17 protein-coding genes are annotated in these 21079 nt (G+C 60.8%); 4 read left to right on the top strand and 13 right to left on the bottom strand.

What is annotated here, in order from left to right:
- Nucleotides 1-109: 109 nt before the first annotated feature.
- The gene (locus K2Q04_RS15790) at nucleotides 110-2335 is read right to left on the bottom strand and encodes a bifunctional (p)ppGpp synthetase/guanosine-3',5'-bis(diphosphate) 3'-pyrophosphohydrolase (protein WP_291165652.1); all 2226 of its coding nucleotides are present in this window, start codon (nucleotides 2333-2335) and stop codon (nucleotides 110-112) included.
- Nucleotides 2336-2436: 101 nt separating this feature from the next.
- Nucleotides 2437-2901: a DNA-directed RNA polymerase subunit omega gene (rpoZ, locus tag K2Q04_RS15785; protein ID WP_092865072.1), complete on the bottom strand. Its 465-nt coding sequence runs from the start codon at nucleotides 2899-2901 to the stop codon at nucleotides 2437-2439.
- A 391-nt stretch (nucleotides 2902-3292) separates the two neighbouring features.
- Between rpoZ and K2Q04_RS15780 the strand changes: the two genes are divergently transcribed.
- Nucleotides 3293-3934, top strand: a complete 642-nt coding sequence (locus tag K2Q04_RS15780; protein ID WP_291165651.1) for an NYN domain-containing protein — start codon at nucleotides 3293-3295, stop codon at nucleotides 3932-3934.
- A gap of 45 nt (nucleotides 3935-3979) precedes the next feature.
- Nucleotides 3980-4627 (top strand): uracil-DNA glycosylase, encoded by a 648-nt coding sequence (locus K2Q04_RS15775; protein WP_291165650.1) that lies wholly within the window; start codon nucleotides 3980-3982, stop codon nucleotides 4625-4627.
- Here K2Q04_RS15775 and K2Q04_RS15770 read toward each other — a convergent pair.
- The 3 genes from K2Q04_RS15770 to dapA are packed head-to-tail and all read right to left on the bottom strand — an operon-like array spanning nucleotide 4608 to nucleotide 6568.
- Entirely contained in the window at nucleotides 4608-5159 is a 552-nt protein-coding gene (locus K2Q04_RS15770; protein ID WP_291165649.1) for a peroxiredoxin, read from the bottom strand. The genes K2Q04_RS15775 and K2Q04_RS15770 overlap by 20 nt on opposite strands.
- 21 nt (nucleotides 5160-5180) lie before the next feature.
- A complete protein-coding gene (gene smpB / locus K2Q04_RS15765) occupies nucleotides 5181-5654 on the bottom strand; it encodes an SsrA-binding protein SmpB (protein WP_290992629.1) in 474 nt (157 codons plus the stop codon).
- Nucleotides 5655-5677: 23 nt separating this feature from the next.
- The gene (dapA, locus tag K2Q04_RS15760) at nucleotides 5678-6568 is read right to left on the bottom strand and encodes a 4-hydroxy-tetrahydrodipicolinate synthase (protein WP_291165648.1); all 891 of its coding nucleotides are present in this window, start codon (nucleotides 6566-6568) and stop codon (nucleotides 5678-5680) included.
- Between the two features lie 284 nt (nucleotides 6569-6852).
- On the opposite strand from dapA, the gene K2Q04_RS15755 reads away from it, so the two are divergent.
- Nucleotides 6853-9060 carry a lytic transglycosylase domain-containing protein gene (locus tag K2Q04_RS15755; protein WP_291165647.1) on the top strand — a complete coding sequence of 736 codons (2208 nt, stop codon included), beginning with the start codon at nucleotides 6853-6855 and terminating at the stop codon, nucleotides 9058-9060.
- A 30-nt stretch (nucleotides 9061-9090) separates the two neighbouring features.
- A complete protein-coding gene (locus tag K2Q04_RS15750; RefSeq protein ID WP_291165646.1) occupies nucleotides 9091-10074 on the top strand; it encodes an alpha/beta hydrolase in 984 nt (327 codons plus the stop codon).
- On the opposite strand, the gene K2Q04_RS15745 is transcribed toward K2Q04_RS15750, so the two are convergent.
- The 8 genes from K2Q04_RS15745 to K2Q04_RS15710 all read right to left on the bottom strand — a co-directional run bounded on the left by K2Q04_RS15745 (nucleotide 10014) and on the right by K2Q04_RS15710 (nucleotide 21056).
- Nucleotides 10014-11834 (bottom strand): hypothetical protein, encoded by a 1821-nt coding sequence (locus K2Q04_RS15745; RefSeq protein WP_291165645.1) that lies wholly within the window; start codon nucleotides 11832-11834, stop codon nucleotides 10014-10016. The genes K2Q04_RS15750 and K2Q04_RS15745 overlap by 61 nt on opposite strands.
- 186 nt (nucleotides 11835-12020) lie before the next feature.
- Nucleotides 12021-14084, bottom strand: coding sequence for an OmpA family protein (locus tag K2Q04_RS15740; RefSeq protein ID WP_291165644.1), 2064 nt, complete (start codon nucleotides 14082-14084; stop codon nucleotides 12021-12023).
- A 443-nt stretch (nucleotides 14085-14527) separates the two neighbouring features.
- Nucleotides 14528-15550, bottom strand: a complete 1023-nt coding sequence (locus K2Q04_RS15735) for an NAD(P)-dependent oxidoreductase (RefSeq protein ID WP_291165643.1) — start codon at nucleotides 15548-15550, stop codon at nucleotides 14528-14530.
- A 126-nt stretch (nucleotides 15551-15676) separates the two neighbouring features.
- Nucleotides 15677-17011: a cytochrome c gene (locus K2Q04_RS15730; RefSeq protein WP_291165642.1), complete on the bottom strand. Its 1335-nt coding sequence runs from the start codon at nucleotides 17009-17011 to the stop codon at nucleotides 15677-15679.
- Nucleotides 17008-19161: a xanthine dehydrogenase family protein molybdopterin-binding subunit gene (locus K2Q04_RS15725; protein WP_291165641.1), complete on the bottom strand. Its 2154-nt coding sequence runs from the start codon at nucleotides 19159-19161 to the stop codon at nucleotides 17008-17010. The genes K2Q04_RS15730 and K2Q04_RS15725 overlap by 4 nt, the downstream gene beginning before the upstream one ends.
- A gap of 11 nt (nucleotides 19162-19172) precedes the next feature.
- Nucleotides 19173-19625: a 2Fe-2S iron-sulfur cluster-binding protein gene (locus K2Q04_RS15720; protein ID WP_291165640.1), complete on the bottom strand. Its 453-nt coding sequence runs from the start codon at nucleotides 19623-19625 to the stop codon at nucleotides 19173-19175.
- A gap of 164 nt (nucleotides 19626-19789) precedes the next feature.
- On the bottom strand, nucleotides 19790-20713 hold the full coding sequence (locus tag K2Q04_RS15715) for an alpha/beta fold hydrolase (RefSeq protein ID WP_291165639.1): 924 nt from the start codon (nucleotides 20711-20713) through the stop codon (nucleotides 19790-19792).
- Nucleotides 20643-21056: a hypothetical protein gene (locus K2Q04_RS15710; protein WP_291165638.1), complete on the bottom strand. Its 414-nt coding sequence runs from the start codon at nucleotides 21054-21056 to the stop codon at nucleotides 20643-20645. Before K2Q04_RS15710 ends, K2Q04_RS15715 begins: the two co-directional genes overlap by 71 nt.
- Between the last annotated feature and the right edge of the window lie 23 nt (nucleotides 21057-21079).

Raw genomic sequence — 21079 nt, 5'->3', positions numbered from 1 at the left:
TGAACAGCCCTTAACCGTCGCTTTCTACCGGTGCTGTAAGCTTCTCGTTCAACCCACCACGATCCTATCGACTCTAAGCAAAGCAACCGTTCAAAACGCACACAATAGCTCACTCGAACAGCCGTTCCACCTTCGCAACTGCGGATTTCGCCCTGAGTCCCGCAACGATGTGGTTCAAATGCACCAAATCGAAAACCTCGAGCTCGATATGCATCACCGTGAAGTCTGCAGCACGGCGGGCCATCTTGATATTGTCGATATTGCCACCCGTCTCGCCGATCACCTTGGCGATTTCGGCCAGTGAACCGGGCGCATTGACGGCGGTGACGCTAATTCGGGCCGGAAAACGTTGGGGGCGCTCGGGATCGACATCCCAGGTCACGTCGATCCAATGCTCCTCTTCGTACTCCTTCAGACGTGGTGAATGGATCTGAAAGACGCGGATCCCCTCGCCCGGAGCCATGACGCCGACGATCCGGTCCCCCGGAACCGCGCCTCCGGGCTCGAACGCGACTGGCAGTTCCTGGCTCGGACCGCCGATTGAAACCGCCGTTGTGCTGTCGATCTCGGCAGTCCGGAACTTGAGGCTGTTGACCTTTTCGATGTTGAACCAGCCTTCCTGGTCCCGGGCACGGCCAAAGCGCCGCGTCGGCTTATAGCCCTCTGCTCCCTGCGCGTGCCCTTGCGGTAGGATCGCTGCAACCACGTCTTGCAGCGGGATGTCGTTCCGCCCGACCGCCGCGAGCAGATCATCGGCCGTCTTGAAGCTCATCTTCGGCGCCGCGGCCTTGACCTTCTCTTCCGAGTAATCGACCTCGAGTCCGGCAAGCGTCGAATTGACGAGCTGCCGTCCGAGTTCGACGAAACGCCGGCGTTCGGCTTCGCGCGCAGCTCTTCGTATGGCCGCGCGCGCACGCCCGGTGACGGCGAACGCCTCCCACGCGGCCGGCCGGATGTGCCCCTTCGATGTTTCGATGACGACTTCGTCGCCGTTCCGCAGATGCGTATCGATGGGAACGTGCCGGCCGTTGATGTAGGCGGCGATGGCCTCGTTGCCGATGTCCGTGTGCACCGCGTACGCGAAGTCGAGTGGCGTCGCCCCGCGCGGCAGCGCAATGAGCCGGCCCTTCGGCGTGAAGCAAAAAACCTGGTCGTGAAAAAGCTCGAGCTTCGTATGCTCGAGAAATTCTTCCGGGTTCGCAGCTTCGAGCAGCGAAGAAATCATCACGCGGAGGCGGCCATAGGGGCTATCGTCCCCGTTTATGCCGGCCTCGAACTCATGGCCGTTCACGAGGCCGTGCTGCTGATCCTTGTAGAGCGCATGAGCCGCGATGCCGAACTCGGCAATATGCTGCATGTCGGACGTGCGGATTTGCAGCTCGACGCGCTGATGACGGGGACCATAAACGGTCGTGTGTATCGACTGATAATTGTTCCGCTTCGGTGCGGATATGTAATCCTTGAAGCGGCCGGGAACGGTGCTCCATGTCGTGTGCACGATGCCGAGCACCCGGTAGCAGTCTTCGATCGAACTCACGATCACCCGGAAGCCATAGATGTCCGAGAGTTGCTCGAGGCTGATCTGCTTATGCTTCATCTTGCTCCAGATGGCATAAGGCTTCTTCTCTCTCCCGAACGTCTCGGCCTTGATGCCGGCGTCGAGGCACTTGCGCGCGATAGCCTGACGGATCTCTTCGACGAGCCCGCGATTGCGCTCGCGCATTTCCGCGAGCTTTTCGGTGAGCGCGTCATAGGCTTCGGGATGCAGCCAGCGAAAAGCGTGATCCTCGAGTTCCTCGCGAAGCGCCTGCATACCCATCATGCCGGCAAGCGGCGCGTAGATATCGAGCGTCTCCTCCGAATTGCGCCGGCGGCTCTCGGGCTTCATGTGCTCGAGCGTTCGCATGTTGTGCAAACGGTCCGCGAGCTTGACGAGAAGCACGCGGATGTCGCTCGAGATCGCGATGAGAAGCTTGCGGAAGTTTTCCGCCTGTTCCGCTTTTTTGGAAACGAGATCCAGGCGCTTGATCTTCGTCAGACCGTCGACGAGGCTGCCGATCTCCGGCCCGAACATCTGATCGATTTCGGTTCGCGTCGCATCCGTATCCTCGATCACGTCGTGAAGCAGCGCCGTCGCAATGGTCGCGTCGTCGAGCTTCAGATCGGTGAGAATCGCCGCCACTTCGAGGGGGTGCGAAAAATAGGGCGCCCCCGACGCACGCTTCTGATGGCCGTGCGCCTTCATCGCGTAGACGTAGGCGCGGTTGAGAAGCGCCTCGTCCGCCTTTGGATCGTACTTGAGAACCCGCTCGACGAGTTCGTATTGCCGCATCATGACCCGCCGCACTCCTTCAGTGCGCAAGCGTAACCGAAGACGCAGCACACATTAAAGTGGATCGGTGCGAGCGTGATGTCGCGACGCTGAAGAATTGAGTATTAGCGGGAACGATCGCGCGGATCGCGATCCCGTTCGCGCGAACCCGACCCCGAACCTGATCCCGATCCGATATTGGCCGAAGGCTCCAGCGGGGTCATGCTTTCCAAGCCGCGAAGAAGCTGCTCTTCCGTCATGACGTCGACCTGCGTATCGGACGAAAGATCGTCGCGGCCCAGCATCGGCGCGCGGCGCTCCGGCGGCAGCAACGGTGCTGCAACGGCTTCCGGCTCGTCGACTTCGGTATTCTTCTGGATCGATGAAATCAGCGTTTCGCGCATGTCGTCGGGCGACAGCGTACGCTCTGCGATCTCGCGCAATGCGATGACCGGATTCTTGTCGTCGTCAGGGGCGATAGTAATGGCGCTGCCATTGGTGATCGACCGCGCGCGATGCGCTGCGAGGAGTACCAACTCAAATCTATTCGGAATTTTGTCGACGCAATCTTCGACGGTAACGCGAGCCATGGGCTGAACCTTCCCTTGGTAGAACTGGCACGTTGTAGGGCATTATGGGGCGCAAACAGCCGATCGGACCGCCTTCCAGCGCCACGCTGATGCCTCTTTGCCACGTAATTGTGGATTAAGCAAGTAGTACAGGGGAGAAGCAAAAGCAAAATTGCTCACCCGGTAGCATTCGAACTCGATCGGGTTTAAATAGACTAATTGTCACAATTGTTGACTGGCATTCACATCTGGTAACCCTTAGGAAAGCACGTTCTACACCGTAGATGGTTGAGCCTGCCGTAATTGCCTAAGTCCTTGTAGCCGATTAGAGAATCGGGCTGTTGACGCCCCTTCCAGCGAGATTACTGGACGCTGTTTAGTTCGCACCAACCCGCTTTTAGGAAAAAGAAAAATGCATTTTTATCCGACCGAACGACTTGCCCTCTTCATCGATGGCGCGAACCTTTATGCGACCGCCAAGTCATTAGGCTTCGACATTGACTACAAGCGCCTCCTCGGACTCTTCCGGCAGAAGGGTCAGCTCGTACGGGCACTCTATTATACGGCCCTCGCTGAGGAGCAGGAATATTCATCGATCCGTCCACTGATCGATTGGTTGGACTACAACGGCTTTTCGATGGTGACGAAGCCGACGAAGGAATTCACTGACGCGACCGGCCGCCGGAAGATCAAAGGCAACATGGATATCGAGCTGGCTGTCGATGCCATGCGTCTGTCCGACAGCCTTGATCACATCGTCATTTTCTCGGGCGATGGCGACTTCCGCAGCCTCGTCGCAGCGCTGCAGCAAAAGGGCAAGCGCGTAAGTGTCGTCTCGACCCTTCAAACGCAGCCTCCGATGGTCGCCGATGAGCTGCGCCGTCAGGCCGATCAGTTCGTCGACTTGGCCGATCTTGAGGAGCAGGTTGGACGCTCACAGAGCGGCGGCCCCGCGGGTCGTTCGCCGCGTCCCTATACGGCTCGCGCGCCGCTTTCTCCTGCACGCGACTCCAACTACCTCGGAGACGATGACCTCGCGGAAGAAGAAGTCTAAGAACTTTCTCTTCCACACGAGCATCGACGCATGGCGGCCGGGGCAATGGGCAAGATAGTCTTTGGTCCCGAGCCTCCCCCAAAGTGTACGCGCTGCCCGCGGCTCGTTGCGTACCGCAAAGAAAACGAGACCCAGGAACCTGACTGGTTCAACGGAGCGGTGCCATCCTTTGGCACCTCCCAAGCCCGTCTGCTGATCGTCGGCCTCGCGCCCGGACGAAACGGCGCCAACCGCACGGGACGACCGTTCACCGGCGATTACGCCGGTGATCTCCTCTATCAAACGCTGCTCGAATTCGGTTTCGCCAAGGGCGAGTACCACGCCCGCCCCGACGACGGGCTGAAGCTTGTCGACTGCATGATTACGAATGCAGTGCGCTGCGTGCCGCCCCTGAACAAGCCGGAGCCGAGCGAAATCGCCAATTGTCGCCCCTTCTTCGAGGCTCGGTTGGCGAATCTACCGAAATTGAAGGTGATCCTCGCGCTCGGCCGCATAGCCCACGATCAAACGCTGGCAACGCTGGAGAAACGAAAAACGCTTCACCCGTTTGCCCACGGCGCGCGCCACGAGCTGAGCGCCGATTGCGTCCTCTACGACAGCTTCCATTGCTCGCGCTACAATACGAATACTCGCCGCCTGACGACCGAGATGTTCCGATCGGTCTTCGCCGAGATCAGGCGCGAACTGGCCTGAGAGATGCCAGCAAATCCTGCGCATGCGTTGCGGGCGATTGCACCGGATAAATGACGCGATAGATCACGCCGTTCCGGATAATCATCGTCAGACGTTTGAGATACGTCGCTCCGCCCGTTTCGAAGCGCGGCAGCTTCAGCGCATCGGCGAACGCCAGCGTCTCGTCGCTGAGGAGGAGATACGGGATGCCGGCGCGCATCGCGAAAGCCTGCTGCCCGTCCGGCGATTGACTGCTGAGCCCGAAGATCTCGTAGCCGAGAAGCTCGAATTCCTCATGAGCATCGCGAAATCCTTCCGCCTCCGGCGTCGATCCGTGCGCTCCAGGAATGATGTCCCAATCCGGCGGGTTGGCGACGCCCGGCGTCCCCGTCATCGGATAAACGAAAACGACGGCTCGCTCCTGATAGCGGGCGAGATTGACGCTCGCCCCACGTGTCGCCGTGAGCGCGACATCAGGAAGACGCGTCCCCGCGATCAGATGTTTTGCGGCCTCGTCGTCAACGGGCTCTGGCCAGGGGGAGTTTGTTTTCATTATCCGCGCTTGTTTGACTGTTCAGCCCTTCTCTCGCATCAGGCGCGCTTTCTGACGATTCCAATCGCGTTTGGCTGCATCCTGACGCTTGTCGGCGTGGTTCTTGCCTTCGGCCAAACCGATCTTGACCTTCGCCCGGCCCTTCTCGTTGAAATAAAGTTCGAGTGGAACGAGCGTCATCCCTTTCCGCTCGACCGCGATACCGATCTTGTGGATCTCGCTCGCATGCATGAGAAGACGCCGTTTGCGGCGCGGCTCATGCGGAAAAAGCGCGGCTCCCGGGTATTCAGCGATGTAGCTGTTGATCAGCCAAACACCGCCGTCCTCAACCGAAGCATAGCTCTCCGCGATGTTCGACTGACCACGGCGAAGCGATTTCACTTCCGAGCCGAGAAGCTCGATGCCCGCTTCCCAGCTGTCGGTAATGAAATACTCGTGCCGTGCCTTGCGGTTCTCGGCGACCAGCGTTGTGCCGTCGTCCCGTTTCGAAGCCATCGATCAATGCTTTCCGGCAGCCGTCACTCTGCGGCTTTTGCGTCGAGGAGATCCAGGCGCAGCAGGACTGCGTCTATCGCCCGGCGGCTCGCCTCGGAGACGGGAACCATGGGAAGGCGCATATCCGGAGTACCAAAGCCCAGCCGCGAAACGGCATATTTGACGGGCGCCGGGTTCGTCTCGATGAAGAGCACTTCATGCAGCGGCATCAACCGGTCCTGAAGCGCCAGCGCCTTCTTGAAGTCTCCGGCCATGCACGCATTTTGAAACTCGGCGCAAAGCCGCGGCGCAACGTTCGAAGCAACGGAAATGCAGCCATGACCGCCATGCGCCATGAAGCCAAGCGCCGTCGCGTCTTCGCCTGAGAGCTGGCAGAACTCTGTTCCCAGCGCAGCACGCGTCTGCGACGGACGCGCGAGGTTCGCCGTCGCATCTTTGACGCCGACGACGTTCTTCAACTCGAAACAACGCGCCATGGTTGCGACCGACATGTCGACGACCGACCGGCTCGGAATGTTGTAGATAACGATCGGAATGTTGATCGCGTCGTTGATCGCCTTGAAGTGCTGATAGAGGCCTTCCTGGCTCGGCTTGTTGTAGTAGGGCGTAACGATGAGCACGCCGTCCGCTCCAACTTCCTCGGCATATTGCGACAGCTCGACAGCCTCATCCGTCGAGTTGGAACCCGTACCGGCAATCACGGGAATACGCTTCTTCGCGGCCTCTACGGCGAGCGCGATCACGCGCTTATGTTCATCGTGATCGAGCGTGGGGCTTTCGCCTGTCGTCCCGACAGGCACGATGCCATGGGTACCCTCGCTGATCTGCCAATCGATGAACCGCGTGAACGCGGCTTCGTCCACCTTCCCGTTACGAAATGGCGTGATGAGTGCCGTGATTGAACCTTTGAACATGCGTTCGCCTTAACTTGAAAAGACCGTGACGAACACCGCTCGATGCTGCGCCCGTGGCCTTGCTCGGGAAAATCGAAGTGAAAAGACTCATGCCGTTATGGCGATGGGTCACCGTCTCGCCGCACGCGCGTGCCACCTCGTACGGATTGAACCGCTTGCTTCAGCCGCCATGTCTCCGCTTAATACGGTCTAACGTTGCTGATGAGGCAAGCGGCGCGACATTAGGCGCTCGGAAAGCCCGCCGCAAGATCGGGCGGGTTGGGCGTGCCATCCTATAGGAAGCGATGCATCTAACCCCCAAGCATACAATACTAATCAGCTCGCTTTCGCGCGTTTTGCCGAAATTCGCGACGGCCTTCGCGATTCTTGGGTTTGTCCTCGCGAGCACGCCCGCCGGAGCCGAATCGGCGCTGAAACCCGTGCCGCCGCCCCAGCTCCTGCCGGCCGAAAAGGAGCAACTCCGCAAATTCGATGCGGCTCTCACGCCACTTTTATCGATTTCCCCTGATTCGGGAGACATCGAAGGCCTCCGTCAGGCGATAGCCGCCGTACGCGCTGATGACATCGGCCGCTTTACGGAAGCGAAAGAGAAAATTAACGACCCTGTCGTCCGCAAGCTCGCTGATTGGATCCGCTTGCGGGCCGGGCTCGGCGAGCCCGCGGAATTTCAAAAGTTTCTAAGGGACAATCCGGCATGGCCCGACCGGCCGACGCTGACCCAGCGCTTTGAAGAAGCGCTCTTCACGCACGGCGGTACCGCGAAGACGATCAAAAGCTACTTCCAGAATTCCTCGCCCGAGACCGGCGCGGGGTACGCGGCCCTAGCCTCGGCCAATCTCGCCGACGGTAAAACGGAAGAAGCACGAAAGTTCGCGGCCCAGGCATGGCGCGAGATGAGCATTCCTCCGTCATTGGAAAACGGCTTTCTCGATCGCTTCGGCAGTCTGTTGTCGCCCGCCGATCACAAATGGCGCTTCGACCGCCTGGTGACGGACGACGTCCGCTATGCCGGAAATCGCGCCGATCGCGTCGCTCTCGCACGTCGCCTCATTCCGCTTCTGCCCGAGAGCGAACGCAAAAGAGCCACGGCCCGCCTCGCGGTATTCAATCGAGCCTCGAATGCGCAGGCGCTGATGAATGCTCTTCCCGCGGGCAGTCGCGACGACACGGGTCTCGCCTTTCATAAAGCGCAACTTTTGCGCAAAGGCGGAAAAACCGAGGAAGCGGCGGCAATCATCCTCGCCATTCCACCCAACCCGGACAAAATCGCAGCGCTTGACGAATGGTGGGGCGAACGGCGCGAGCTTGCCTATGGCGCGCTGAAGCTCGGCAACGCCAAACTCGCATATGATCTCGTCAAGGATGCGGGGCCATTATCGGTCAATCCGCGCAAAGACCAGACGTTCTTGGCCGGATGGATCGCGTTTCGATACCTCAATAAGGCCGATGTCGCTCAGCGGCACTTCAAGGATATGGCGGCAGCTGCCGATGGCCCCTTGAGCCGCGCCAAGGCTGCCTATTGGCTCGGCCGCGTAGCCGACGCACGCGGCGATAAGCCGGAAGCATTGAAGCAGTACCGCGCGGCCGCGAAGAACCCGGATACCTTCCACGGCTTGCTCGCGATGCAAATGCTCGAGCCGAACCGTTCGAGCCTTGAGATGTCGCCACCCGCCTACCCGGCGGCCGATCAAATCCAAAAGCTCTTGTCGTCCGATGCAGCAAGAGCCTTGGTCGTCGCGCGCAAAGCCAATCTCCAGCGGGAAGTTACGCGCACCCTGCTCGCCGGCCTTCGCAACCAAGCAAACACCGAAGCCGAAGTCGGAATGGTGGCCTATCTCGCGGATGCTCTGGGCGATCCGCAGATGTCGCTGCGCATTTCCAAGGTCGCGATAGGCAAGGGACAAAACCTGCTGACCTACGGGTATCCGCTGAAACCCTTCCCGGGGTACGCGCCGTTGCGGGCGCCGCCTGAGCTTCCGCTCCTACTCGGCATCGCGCGTCAGGAAACTGAATTCGATCCGCAAACCGTTTCGGGTGCGGGCGCCAAGGGTCTCTTGCAGGTGATGACCCCGACAGCGCACCACGTCTGCCGCGACTACAAAATCAAATGTTCGATCCCGCGGCTTCTTTCCGATCCTCCGTACAATGTGATGATCGCGTCTGCATATATCGCCGATCGCATGGATGACTTCGGCGGCTCATATGTGCTCGGCCTCGCAGGCTACAACGCCGGCCCCGGACGAGCCCGGCAATGGATCCGGGAAAACGGCGATCCGCGCGATCCCAACGTCGATACCATCGACTGGATCGAACGCATCCCGCTCACCGAGACGCGGGAATACGTCACGAAGGTTCTGGCGAACATCCAGATCTACCGGGCCCGGCTCGGCATGAAAAATCCGCTTCGGCTGAAGCAGGATCTCGTGCGCGATCGCGGAGACACGAAGATGCCGGGCGACACGCAAGGCGTTGCTGAAAACAACGACGGTTGAAACGTTCTGGACAAAGGCAGCGGCACACGAATGGCGACCGGGCAAGAATTCGAAGACATCTACTTCACCTGCCGCGACGGGCTGCGCCTCTATGGCCGGCACTACCGGCCGGAAACGCCGTCGCGCGCGCGTCCCGTTCTATGCCTCGCTGGCTTGACGCGTAACAGCCGCGATTTTCATGACGTCGCCATGGCCTTGAGCCGAGGCGCCGTACCTCGCGATGTCTTTACGCTCGACACGCGCGGACGCGGCCTTTCCGATCACGATGCCAATTGGAAGAACTACGCCGTGCCTATCGAGACGCAGGACGTCATCGATTTTCTGACCATGCTTGGTCTGCATAACGTCGGCGTCATCGGCACCTCGAGAGGCGGCCTCGTCTCCATGGTGCTGGCAGCCGTACAGCCGTCGTTGATCGGAGCGGTCGTGTTGAACGACATCGGACCCGTCATCGATGCGGAAGGTTTGGCTCGCATAGCCGGCTACGTCGGCCGCGTTCCGCTCGCGAAGAACTGGGAGGATGCGACGCGCATCGTCGGCGATCTCTTTCGCCGCGACTTTCCCAAGATGACGGATAAGGATTTCGAAGCCGTCGCCCGCCAACTCTTCAACGAACGGAAGGGTAAGCCCGCGCGCGGATACGATCCCAAGTTGGCGAATTGTTTATCCGTTCTCGACGGCCCAATACCGGAACTATGGCCGCAGTTCGAAGCGATGAAGCGCGTCCCGGTGCTCGTCATCCGTGGCGCGAATACCGATCTTCTCTCGGAAAAGACGGTCGAGGAAATGCACCAGCGCCATCCGCGGCTCAAATCCCTCACCGTTCCCGATGAAGGCCACGCGCCGCTATTGCGGGATGCGCCGACGATATCGGCAATCGCATCCTTTTTCGCCGAGACGGACGAGCCGCGTGACGGTGCGCGCTATGGAACGCTATCCCGCGGCGATTTTGGTCACGTCTCGCGGCTGGTATCGACTTCGCCTCTGTCGACGCGACGCGAAAATTCTGTCTGACCGCCGCTCGCCAGGATGCGCGCCTGCTCCACCCAGTTCTCGCGTTCGATCCGGCCCTTGAATTCGAGGCTGCGGCTGATGCGATCGATGTCGCCGCTCGTCCAGTTCGCGATCTGCTCGTAAGTGCCGACGCCTAGCGCGTTCAGCCGCTTCTCGATCAACACGCCAATGCCACGGATGCGCTTGAGATCGTCGTGGGATCCATCGGCCTCGCTCGGCGGCGGTGCGCTCTCTTCAGCGTCCTTGTCGGCTTCGGATTTGGCGTCAGCGTTGACGGCAGGAGCCGGCGCGGCGGCTCCGTTCCGCTCCCTGATCGCGTCGGTGATCCTCGCAGGGATCGAGATCTTCGGATCGACCTTCGACAGCGGCGAAATCGGCTCGATGGGCTTCAGGCCGCGCGTCACGCTGGCGGAAGCAGCGGCGATTGCAGCAGCCGCGGCAGCAGCCATCTCCGCCACGGAACGTCCCTGGCTCGCAGCAGCTACGCCGGACAAATCCGTCCGCTCATGCCCGCTCGGCGGCGACGCCGGGTTGCCGCCATCTGCCTCAGCCTTTTGCCCACGATCGTTATCCGTGGTGGACTTCGGAGGTGCAGCCGCAGCACTCGATTTGAGCGACGCCAAACGGTTGCGCGAATAATACGTCTCCCCGCCCTTGGCGAGAATTTGCGCCTGCTCGACCCATTGCTCGCGATCGATGCGGCCCGGCATTTGCAGTTCCTGGCCATACCGTTTGACATCCGCCTGTGTCCACCCGGCGATGTCTTCGAAATAATTCACGCCCGCAGCCTTCAGCCTTTGTTCGATGTCACCATCGATCGCGCGAATACGCTGAAAATCATCCCCGCCTTCGATGGGCTTCGCGACCGGCGGCGCAACGATCTCGGGCGCAGGTGCAGGCTGAGGTTCAGGTACAGGCTCAGGTTCTGGCTCCGGCTGGGACTCGGGCTCGATCGCGACTGGCGGCGCCGTTTTCGACACGTTCGCATCGGAATATCCGAGAATTGGCGATTCCAGCGGGACATCTTCCAATGCCACTTCCGCAGGCTCGTCCGCGGCTTCTACCGGCGCTTCCTTCTTCTCTTCCTCAACGGCCTTTCGTGAGAACGCACTCGGCATCATGGCGGACGCAGCCGCAGCAGCCTTCGCCGCCGCGACAGCGCCGGCAGCTGCCGCCGTCGTCGCGTCACGCAGTCTCGCGGCGAGACCGCCGGGCCGCTCCGTTTTGGTGACGGGCTCAGGCTCAGGCAACAACGAAGGCGGCGCTTCTTCCGCGATAGGCTCAGGAGCTGGCGGCTCGAGTTCCGTCGGCGCAACGGGCTCCGGCGGCTTCGGCCGGTAAATCCCCGTTACGGGTTTTAGCACCGAGGGACGCAATTCGACGATCGCGCGCCGGGGAATACCTTCGTTGGGATCCGGCCCGATCAGCGCCCGCAAGAAACGCGAAGGGTCGAGCACCTTCGGAGCGGGCCGTGGCTCTGGCCGCCGCAAGATGTCGATCTTAGGCTGCACAGGGTCGATCGCCCGTGGCGCGACCACGGGCTGCGGCCTCCGCGGCGCCACGCGTTCACGAACGGGAGGCGGCGACGGCGACATGACCGGAGGACGAACTGGCACCTCGAGCTGCACTGGCGCCAAAACACTTTCGGGCAGATCTGCAGACGAGCCGAAGGCTGCCCGCTTCACAAAGCAAGCAACGAGCGCGCCCGCAAAATAGGACGCGAGCAAAAGCAGGAATGTCTGCAACAGGAGGTACGTCATTTCCTACCCAACAATTCGCCCTGCACTTCCTTCAGCACTTCCAAGATCGTCCACGTTCGGCGCCTCAAGGTTTTTTAGCGCCACACGATACCCAGCCCGCGACGAGCCCCAGCGCAAATGCTGCTGCCATCCACCAGATCAATTTCAGGAACAGATAATCCATGGTTGCTTTTCCTGGCGTTCGTCTCAGTTGACCCGGACCGTGAATTCGATACGGCGATTTTTGGCACGGCCTGCGTCCGTAGAATTGTCACCGATCGGCCGCGTTGCCCCGTAACCGATCGTTGTCAGGCGGCGCGCGTCGACGCCGTTCTGCGAAAGAAAATCCGCGACCGCGCGCGCCCGGCGATCGGCAAGCCGAGAATTGCGCTCATCTGTTCCCTCCGCGTCCGTATGGCCCTCGATTTGAATGCTAAAGGTCGGACACTCATTGGCGATCTGAGCGAGATCCTTGAGCGTCTGCGTGCTATCGGGCGTCAAGTCCGCCTTCGCCCGCTCGAAGTTGATCGTGCCCTTGGCGGTCGTCTGGCGCATCAGCGTCTGACAGCTGTCGGCCGCTTTCTCCTCGACCGACATGATCGTGATCTCATCGCGGCTTTTGAAGCCCGGCGGCAAATCCGTCGAAAGCACGCTACGGATGTCGTTGGCGACTTGCTCGCTCTCCGCCGCTCCCTTGATCACGAGTTCCTTGCCTGAAATCGTAACTTCGCCGTTGCGCAACCGCGCCATTTCTTCAAGCCCGAGGTGCGCCGCCGATGACCAAGGCTCGGGCGCCGCGCCGACGATCTTCATGTTGTCGGTCACATTTGATCCCGCATAGATCTGCTGTGCGATCTCGACGAGACGCAAGCGCGACGCATCATCGGGAGCCTCGCCGGCGATCGTCACCATGCCGTTGGCTTCGCGGGACGCCTTCCACGCAAGGTCCGTCTTCAGCTGGCCCGTGAATGCGATATTCGTCGTCGTCTCGCACGTCTGGCCTGCGGCGGCCTTCACGTCGCCCGGAACCGATTGCGAGGCTGCATAATCGTCGGTCTCGCCCGAAACCACGAGCCGGCGATCGGTGAGAATGGATTTGCCCTTCTTGAGACGCGGCAACGACGCGAGGCCGGCGACGACGCACTGCTGCCACCCGTCGGGCGCGCCGGGAGCCACCTGCGATTTGTCGTTCAGCTGCCGCCCGGGAAAGCGCGCCTTCACCGCATCGATGAGCGCCGCCCGCGCCGCTTCGCTCGGCATCATGCCAACGAGTTCGAGCGCAGCTCCTTCGTTCACGATGCCCATCACATAGCCGCCTCCCGGGACGACGATATCCGGCTTCGAGAAGCGAATTTGGTCGATGATCCGGAAGTTTTGCGGGACCTGGAGCTTCAACGTCTTTTTGACAGCCGAAGCGATCTGCTCGTCAGCCGCCTCGCCCGAGAAGGTCAGCTCGCGGTCGGCGATCGAAACTTCGCCTAACCGAAGTTGTGCCAGCTGTTCAAGCGCGATCGTGGCCGCCTTGCCCCATCCATCGGGAGCACCAGCAGCGATATCCGTGCGGTCGGAGATCGACATTGAGGAAAAAAGCGATTTCGTGCGCGCGCCGAGCTTCTCGCGCTCTTCATCGGAAGGCGCAAAACCTGAGACCGCAATCCCCGTGCCGCTCTTCTTTATCGACCATACGAAGGGCCGGGCGATTGGTAACGCGATATCTTCATGCGCTAGGCCAACACCAGCCGGTCGCCGTGTTGCGAGCGCAGTCTTGATCTCCCGATAGGCAGACGATGTTTTCGCCTCGCCCTTGATCGACAGATTGAGATTGGCGAGTTCCGCCTCGCCGCGTTTCAAGCCGGAAAGGCTGCGCACGCTGAAGACAGCGCCCGTAAGCCACTGGTGCCGGTCGATCGAGCCACGCGCCAAGCGCATCTCGTCGGAAACTTCGCTACCCGGAAAGGCGCTGCGGGTGGCATCGATAAGCTCCCGTCTCGCCTCCTCCGACGGAACGTCGCCCGCGAGCCGCACGCGGCCGGCGCCGGGCGAAATCACCGACCAGCGGTAGTCCGCAACGCTGTCGATGAGCTCGGATCTGTCGCTGGCGACGCGGACGCCCCAGACGTTCTCCACTGAGGCAAGTGCCTTTATCGGATCGATCTCTTCTGGCGCCTTCCCCATCAGCACGACGTCGCGGCCGACGAAGCGGAGGCTGGCCCAATCGAAACCCGCGCGCTTCAGCGCTTCGCCCGAACGTTGGGCTAGATCATATTCCATACTGCCACGCTCGAGCTCGACGGCAACCCAAGTCAACATTGCAATCGGGACGAGTCCCAAAAGCCAATATGATGGATTGCAGCGCATGCGCAGGCGACTCCGAATACTTACAAACGACGAAAGGGAGCAGACGAGCAAAACCCACCGGTGGGAAGCGATGCGCTAACCCGCCAACGTGGCCTACTCTGATCCGAACGGATCCCCTCATCCCAAGTATAGACAAGTGGGAACGCCATTCCAAGCCGCGCCGAGCTCATGAAGCGTCCGCTAACCATCTGAGAGAAAAAGAAATCTTTCGCCCCCTGCGGAAGCGATCACAGCCTGTGGCTCAAGTACCGCTTAATACTTTTTACTTGCACCGCTTCGCGGCAACGGCATGGCGCATGGCTGAACCACATAAAACGGCCGCTGGATCGCGGGAGGGTGTCGAGACGCGACACACGCTAAGGAGCATACCCCGGGGGAAGGACAACCACCGACAGGCCCGCGGCTCGCAACGCCTCCGCTTCGTCCGGCTCCGCGCCGGTGTCGAGTGCCACGCGCATTCTGATCCGCACGACCCGGCCGCCTTGGGCACTGGCCGCCACGATGTTGTCGATGACGGTCTGAGCATTTTGTGCCCGTTCCCCGACTGGATATCTCCGGGCTTCACGGCGGGCGAACTCCGTCACGGCGACCGGAACGTCGTCGTCGAAAAATATGTGGTCGGCCCCGCGCAGCGTTCGGACTGCTCCAAGCGTCAGACCTTCCGCACCGCCCGGGCCGATTTCGATGATGACCACCGGGTAACGGCGGTCTTCAACCGCAACATCGCCCATCAACTGATCGAGATCTGCAGGCGTCGGTCCGCGGTCGGCATTCCTTATCGCGAAATCCGTGAACCGCTGCCAGAAGCGCCGCTTCTTCTCCATGGTGTCGCCAAAGCGGTCGCTGTCGCGCCGTAAGGCGCGCGCAGCCTCAGCCCAGCTCTTGAAGCTTTCCGGCAGCAGCCCTTCGATGAGCGAGCGGATCGCCTGACCGAAGACGGGCGCCGCGCCATCCGTCGAGATCCCGACGACAAGCGGCGAACGATTGACGATCGCGCCAAACTGGAAATCGCAGAATGCCGGACGATCGACGACGTTGACAGGCACGCCCGCTGCGCGAGCGGCAGACGCGAACTCGGCGGCCTCCGTCTCATCGCTCAATGCGCCGACTGCGAGCGCCGCGGATCTCAGATCCTCCGGCCTCCAGCGGCGATCCCGCAAGAGGAGTTGGCCGTTGGGCGGCGAGGCCGCCAGATCCCGAAAACCTTCGGCGAAGCGCTCCGCGAAAACTTCAACGTGGGCGCCCGCAGCCGACAGAAGCTCGGCCTTCCAGAGCGACGGCTCGCCTCCGCCCGCCAAAACGACCCGCTTGCCGTCGAGTTTGAAGAAAACGGGAAGCACCGCCAGCGCCGCGATGCGGTGGGCAACAGGATCGGACACGCTCGGTCTTTCGTCTTGCATTAAGGATCATACGCGCGGCAACCCGGCGCCCAAGAGACGCCGGAAGGCTCACGTGTTCCTATCGGCCGGACGCCGGACGAACAAGAGCGGACGCCGGGATGAACTCTACTGCGACGCCTGCTGGCCGATCTTCACCACGTCCTGCGCCGTAATGTGGGACTTCCCGGCTCCGAAACGCGCGGTGACATAGTTGACGACGGCGGCAATTTCTTCCGGCGAATACGCTTTGCCGAATGCCGGCATCGTAACCTCGCCCTCGGGCGAGTGGCGGGTCACGCCCCAAATCACGGCTTGCGCGACGTTCCTCGCGCTCGGATCGTTGATGGTACGGCCGCCGACGAAATTCGCGTACGACCGTACCGGACTTTCACCCGACCATCCGTGACAGGCCGCACAAGCACCCGCGAAAATCATCGCGCCGCGTTCGTTTTCGGAAATCTCATGCGCCTTGGGGAACGCCGAGGCCAGCGTCGTCTTTGGAACTGGAAGCTCCGGGTCGGAAATCGGCGGAATTGTTTTCAGATACGTTACGAGCGCTTTGATGTCGTCCGGCTCCAAATGCATCAAGCTCATGTCGATGGCCTCGCCCATCGGTCCGGAAGCGGTGCCGAAGCCTTCCACGTGGCCATGCGCCAGAAACTTCGCCGTCGTCTCATCGTCCCAGCTGCCGATGCCGGTCTCTTTGTCTTGCGTTATGTTGTAAGCCTTCCACCCGGCCGTGACGGCACCTCCGAATTTTTTGCGGTTGTTGAGCGCCTGCATGAGATTACGCGGCGTATGGCACTCGCCGCAATGGCCCAGCGCTTCGGCGAGGTACGCGCCGCGATTCCATTCCGCGCTTTGTTTCGGATCGGGCCGGAACCTCTCGTCGCTATTGTAGAGGAGCGACCAGAACACCATCCCCCAGCGTTGATTGAATGGGAAAGCAAGTGTGTTCGGGGGTGCCTCGCGACGAACCGGGGCAAGGCTGAACAGATACGCCTTGATCGCCAGCACATCGTCGTCCGTCAGCATCGTATATGACGTGTAGGGAAATGCCGGATAAAGACGCGACCCGTCAGGCGCGATCCCCTTATGGACGGCATTCAGGAAATCGGCATCGGTCCAATTGCCGATACCCGTTTCCTTGTCGGGTGTGATGTTCGGCGAGTAGAGCGTACCGAACGGAAGATTGAAAGCGAGGCCGCCAGCGTAAGGTTCGCCGCCCTTGGCCGTATGACACGCCTCGCAATCGGCCGCGCGCGTCAGATACTTTCCGCGCGAAACGAGATCGTCTTTTGCTAGTTTCGCCGGCACGCCTGTCGGATTGCCGTCCTTATAATCGGCAAGAGCGACCGAGCCACCCTTTGCAAAGGCCAGCGGCCCCGGCACGTAGATGATCCAGACCGCAGCGATGAGTATGATGACTGCGAGCAGAGCCAGCCAATACGGTCGCTTCATGCGGGCTTTCTCCCAGCGAGCGCTTCGCGGTCGATGGGCAACCTTCGCAATCGAACCCCAGTCGCCGCGAAAAGCGCATTCGTGAGAGCCGGCGGGGAGGCGGTCGTTCCCGTTTCGCCGATCCCTCCCGGAAACTCCGTGCTGGAGATCAGATGCACCTCGATTTTCGGTGCCTCATTGATCCGCAACATCCGGTAGTCATGGAAATTACTCTGCTCGACGCGCCCCTTCGCGATCGTTATCTCGTTGAACAGCGCCGCCGACAGGCCAAAAATGAGTCCGCCCTCGAGTTGCGCGATGATGGTGTCGGGATTGACGGCGATACCCGTATCCACCGCTGAGACCAGACGGTGCACGCGAACTTCGCCCTTCTCGTCGACCTCTGCCTCGCAAACAGTCGAAATGAAGCTACCGAACGCAGTCTGAGCTGAGATGCCTCGAGCCCTGCGCGCAGGAAGCGCTCCACCCCAGCCGGATTTCGACGCCGCCAGCTGAACGGCTGCCTTGAGGCGCGGCGTAGCGTCGAGCCTCTTCACTCGATATGCGACAGGATCTTCGCCAGCCCGGTGCGCGAGCTCGTCGATGAAACTCTCGCTCGCGAAGAAATTGTTGTTCGCGCCGACGCCGCGCCAGAACCCGGTCGGCACCGCCGGCGGCTCCGCCCGAATGTACACCACCCGAACGTTGGGAATGCCGTACGGATTATCAGTCGCGCCATCGACGGCATCGATATCGATACCTTTCTGAAAGGCCGGAGGCAGCCAACGGGATATGATCGAGGAGCCGGTGATCTGTTGCGTCCAGCCGGTGATCTTGCCGTCTTTCACGCTCGCCGCGAGCGCATCGTGATAGACCGGCCGGTAGACATCATGCTGCATGTCCTCTTCACGCCGCCAAACGACTTTCACCGGCCCTTCGACGTGCTGAGCGATCCGCGCGGCTTTGACCGCCATATCGGGCTCGAGCCTTCGACCGAACCCGCCACCGATCAGGAAATTGTGGGCAGTCACCTTTTCGGTCGGCAATCCGAGCGCTTTGGCGACCTCCGACTGAACGCGCGCGATAACCTGCGATCCGGTCCAGAGTTCGCAAGCGTCGTTCGTGACGTGAAGGGTGCAGTTGAGCGGCTCCATCGCCGCGTGCGCGAGAAATGGCAACTCGTAGACTGCCTCGTATCGCTCGCCGGCGGCGAAAGCGCCTTTTACGTCGCCCTCCTCTTTGGCGACGACGCCTTCTCCCTTGCTGGCATTCCGCAAAGCGTCCCAGACTTCGGCTGACCCAATCGCAACGTTCGCCCCCTCGTCCCACGTAATGTCCAGCGCGGCGAGGCCCTGCATCGCAGTCCACGTCGAGTCGCCGACCACCGCGACAAGGTCATCGAGCACGACGACCTGACGAACGCCCTTTATGGCCTTGGCCTTGGTGTCGTCGACGCGTCCGACTTTGCCACCGAATACCGGGCATTCTGCGATCGTCGCAAACTGAACGCCCGCCGGCATCACGTCGATGCCGTACTGGGCTGTGCCATTGGTCTTCTCTGGCGTGTCCTTCCGTTTGATCGGCTTGCCGATCAGCGTGAAGTCTTTGAGCGGCTTGAGCGGCGGATCGGTGGGCGGCGTCTGCGTCGCCGCTTGCGTGGCGAGCGCTCCAAAGCCGAGCTTACGCCCGCTTCCATCGTGGATGACCTCGCTGTTCGACGCCCGGCAGCTCGACGGTTCCACATTCCATTGTTGTGCGGCGGCGGAGATGAGCATTGCTCGCGCGGTAGCGCCAGCTTTGCGAAGCGGCATCCAGAACGCGCGCACCGAAGTCGAGCCGCCGGTAGCTTGAATGTGAAATACCGGATTGGCGTAAAGCTTCTCATCGGGCGGCGCGTGTTCCAGAACGACCTTATTGAAATCGGCGTCGAGTTCATCCGCCAGGATCATCCCGACGCTCGTGTAAATCCCTTGCCCCATCTCGACCTGCGGCATGATGAGCGTCACGACATCGTCGTTGCCGACGCGAATGAACCCGTTGGGCGCAAAGCTTTCATCGGCCGCGTGTGCAACAGGCAGACGAAAACTGACAAGCAAAACGCCCGCGGCTCCCGCCTTGAGAAGATCGCGACGAGAAAGGGTGCTTGCCTCGGAGACCAGGTTTGTCCGCATTTGAACCTCCCTCATGCCGCTGCCGCTTTTTTGATCGCCGCGCGGATACGGACGTAGGTACCGCAGCGGCAGATATTCCCAGCCATCGCCGCGTCGATGTCGTCATCACTGGGATTGGACGTATGGGCAAGCAGTGCTGCCGCCGACATGATCTGCCCGGATTGGCAATAGCCGCACTGGATGACTTCGAGATCCAGCCATGCCTTCTGAACCTTGGAGCCGGCATCCGTGGCGCCGATGCCTTCGATTGTCGTAATCGCGCGGCCGCCAACGGAACCGATCGGCAGCTGACACGAGCGAACCGCCTCGCCGTCGACATGTACGGTACAAGCTCCGCACTGCGCGATGCCGCATCCGAACTTTGTGCCCGTCAGTCCGAGCAAATCGCGGAGCGCCCAGAGAAGAGGCGTGTCGGGGGAAGTATCAACGTCTCGGGGCTGACCGTTGATTGTCAGAGTGATCATCACGTGCTCCCGGCGCTTGAATGATTAATGGATTGCTATCCAATGAAATCGCACGAGGCCGCGCGACATCCTTCGAGTATACGTGTTTATATTACAGCTATAATTCAAACGATCAAAGCGACGATAAAGCCGGAAAATTGGGAACTTCACGACCATCGATATAGTCACGCAGCATTATCGCTATACGTTCTTTGACGTGCGCTATTCTCTACCTTCGATAAATACGAAACGATCGTTCGAGCGACCGGCGGCGCGAAAAGGATATTGCGATGGCCGAAGCCCGCATACGGTAGCAACTCCGCACCATCAGCTTCCGAAACGATCTCTTCGGCACATCGAAACGAAACCTCGTGGTCCTCGCGGTCATGGACGACAAGGGCTTCGCACCCCGCCGCGCGCAAAAGCTTGACGACGGTGAAGCAGTTGAGCGAACGGCCTGAAATGCGTTCCAGCCGCGCCTCGAACGCGCGCCGTCCCGCACCATCAAGACCCCACCGCTCCGCAAACTCACCCGTAACTTCCGGAAGCTTGTTCGGACTGGCAACGAGAACGATGCGCGGCGTCTCAAGGGCATAAGGCATCGGCTGCCGCCCCTCCGCCGCAACAAGCGAGATCATGCCGCCAAACGAATGCGCAACGATTGCGCTAAGCGGGCCGAACTGACGGCCAATGATCGCTGTCGCACGCGCACATTCGATGAGATTGGTCGAACGTTCGCCGCTGAGCCCATGCGCCGGCAGATCGAACAGAACGACGCGATATCCCGCGCGCCGTATCGGCTCGGCGACAGCCGTCATGAATGAAGCTTCGCCAGTCCATCCGTGCACGACGAGCACCGTGCCCAGTGTAACCCTGCGGTCCGGCTCGAAGATGTAGACCTGAATATCACCGACCGGCGTCGCAATCCGGCGCCATTGAGCATTGCGCAAATGAAATCGGGCCCGCTCAGCCAGCTGCAAATGATTGGCGGCGCGATAATGCGATAATTCCGGCAAGCAAAAGAGCCGAAACGCCGCGTCACCGGCGAGGCCAGCGGGAAGATGCGACAGGGACCGTCCGGCCCATGCTTTTTTCGGCACCCAGATCATTCTCTATTTCTGAAATCGGAGTTCCAAATGCGCAAGCGGGCCGCCCGATCAATTTGCCGCAATGGTTGACGGCATGTTGCACCGCTTCTTTGATCAGCCAAACACGACCATAGGATCTGTTAATACCGCGATAACCTTCAATAGGTTCCGCCATCGGCGTCACAGTGAGGCAACGCACACTGAAATAAAGTACGCTGTTCATACTTGGCGCATTGATTGAAGCCGAAAGTGGGTGCTTGTCATTGTCGGCCATCCGCCCGAGTTGCGGCCGGTGCGGTATTCCACCGACGCAGTTCACGTCCGCGCTAGCCCAATCTTGATTATCGGCAAAATGATCCTCCATTAGCGGACCACTCGCCCCGACGA

Origin of the sequence: Hyphomicrobium sp., assembly GCF_019753045.1 — a bacterium.
Lineage (GTDB): Bacteria > Pseudomonadota > Alphaproteobacteria > Rhizobiales > Hyphomicrobiaceae > Hyphomicrobium_B.
The sequence above is the reverse complement of the archived record's forward strand: the minus strand, read 5'-3'. Positions and strand labels throughout refer to the sequence as shown.

Excerpts from the sequence above, each read along its gene's own strand:
- K2Q04_RS15750 (WP_291165646.1), top strand. The coding sequence starts at position 9,091 with ATGGCGACCGGGCAAGAATTCGAAGACATCTACTTCACCTGCCGCGAC.
- K2Q04_RS15745 (WP_291165645.1), bottom strand. The coding sequence starts at position 11,834 with ATGACGTACCTCCTGTTGCAGACATTCCTGCTTTTGCTCGCGTCCTAT.
- dapA (WP_291165648.1), bottom strand. The coding sequence starts at position 6,568 with ATGTTCAAAGGTTCAATCACGGCACTCATCACGCCATTTCGTAACGGG.
- K2Q04_RS15790 (WP_291165652.1), bottom strand. The coding sequence starts at position 2,335 with ATGATGCGGCAATACGAACTCGTCGAGCGGGTTCTCAAGTACGATCCA.
- K2Q04_RS15780 (WP_291165651.1), top strand. The coding sequence starts at position 3,293 with ATGCATTTTTATCCGACCGAACGACTTGCCCTCTTCATCGATGGCGCG.
- K2Q04_RS15770 (WP_291165649.1), bottom strand. The coding sequence starts at position 5,159 with ATGAAAACAAACTCCCCCTGGCCAGAGCCCGTTGACGACGAGGCCGCA.
- K2Q04_RS15775 (WP_291165650.1), top strand. The coding sequence starts at position 3,980 with ATGGGCAAGATAGTCTTTGGTCCCGAGCCTCCCCCAAAGTGTACGCGC.
- K2Q04_RS15710 (WP_291165638.1), bottom strand. The coding sequence starts at position 21,056 with ATGGAGGATCATTTTGCCGATAATCAAGATTGGGCTAGCGCGGACGTG.
- smpB (WP_290992629.1), bottom strand. The coding sequence starts at position 5,654 with ATGGCTTCGAAACGGGACGACGGCACAACGCTGGTCGCCGAGAACCGC.
- K2Q04_RS15740 (WP_291165644.1), bottom strand. The coding sequence starts at position 14,084 with ATGGAATATGATCTAGCCCAACGTTCGGGCGAAGCGCTGAAGCGCGCG.
- K2Q04_RS15730 (WP_291165642.1), bottom strand. The coding sequence starts at position 17,011 with ATGAAGCGACCGTATTGGCTGGCTCTGCTCGCAGTCATCATACTCATC.
- K2Q04_RS15725 (WP_291165641.1), bottom strand. The coding sequence starts at position 19,161 with ATGCGGACAAACCTGGTCTCCGAGGCAAGCACCCTTTCTCGTCGCGAT.
- K2Q04_RS15715 (WP_291165639.1), bottom strand. The coding sequence starts at position 20,713 with ATGATCTGGGTGCCGAAAAAAGCATGGGCCGGACGGTCCCTGTCGCAT.
- K2Q04_RS15720 (WP_291165640.1), bottom strand. The coding sequence starts at position 19,625 with ATGATCACTCTGACAATCAACGGTCAGCCCCGAGACGTTGATACTTCC.
- rpoZ (WP_092865072.1), bottom strand. The coding sequence starts at position 2,901 with ATGGCTCGCGTTACCGTCGAAGATTGCGTCGACAAAATTCCGAATAGA.
- K2Q04_RS15755 (WP_291165647.1), top strand. The coding sequence starts at position 6,853 with ATGCATCTAACCCCCAAGCATACAATACTAATCAGCTCGCTTTCGCGC.